This window comes from Vibrio sp. 704 (genome assembly GCF_033339295.1).
On record NZ_JAWOUH010000504.1, the window covers coordinates 1 to 670 of the forward strand.

1 protein-coding gene is annotated in these 670 nt (G+C 47.0%); it reads right to left on the minus strand.

The window, feature by feature from the left end; translation table 11 throughout:
- On the minus strand, positions 1 to 670 hold a 670-nt coding region (gene lptG, locus R7R24_RS27385; RefSeq protein WP_318120223.1), incomplete at both ends, for an LPS export ABC transporter permease LptG.

Consider the following 670-nt stretch of genomic DNA (forward strand, 5'->3'; position numbering starts at 1 on the left):
CCATTTTATCCATCTCTTGTTTGGAAATCACGTTTTCGTCTTGCATGTTGGTGATTTGCACGTCACGCATCAACCAATTGTTATCTTGTTGGTAATCCACTTCTTCAGCGAAGATAACTTTTTCTAAGTTCTTGTCATCATCAAAGCGCCACATGTTCAACGCATACAACTTGTCATCTTCCACTTTACCGATGAAGATGAAGTCGTTGGCATCACGAGCCCAAACCCCAGCACGAACCGAAACGATGCTGCCGCCAGACAATGCAAAAGATCGCAAATCACGCGCCATTTTCTGGGCTTCTGGAGCACCCCATTGGCCTAAAGTCATCACGATAAGCATCAATGGAACGGCCGTTTTTAGCACGGACAAACCGATATCCAGCTTGGAGAAACCCGCCGCTTGCATGACCACAAGCTCAGAGCTTGACGCCAGCATACCCAAACCAATCAGCGCACCCAGCAATGCTGCCATTGGGAAAAACATTTCAACGTCACGAGGCACGCTCAACAAAACGAAATACAAAGCGTGCGTCAGGTCATACACACCACGCCCCACTTTTCGTAGCTGTTCCACGTATTTGATGATACCCGATAGGCCAACAAACGTTGCCAGAACCAAGGCTGTGGTAGAAATGATGGTTCTACCGATGTAAAGGTCTAAGATTTTGAA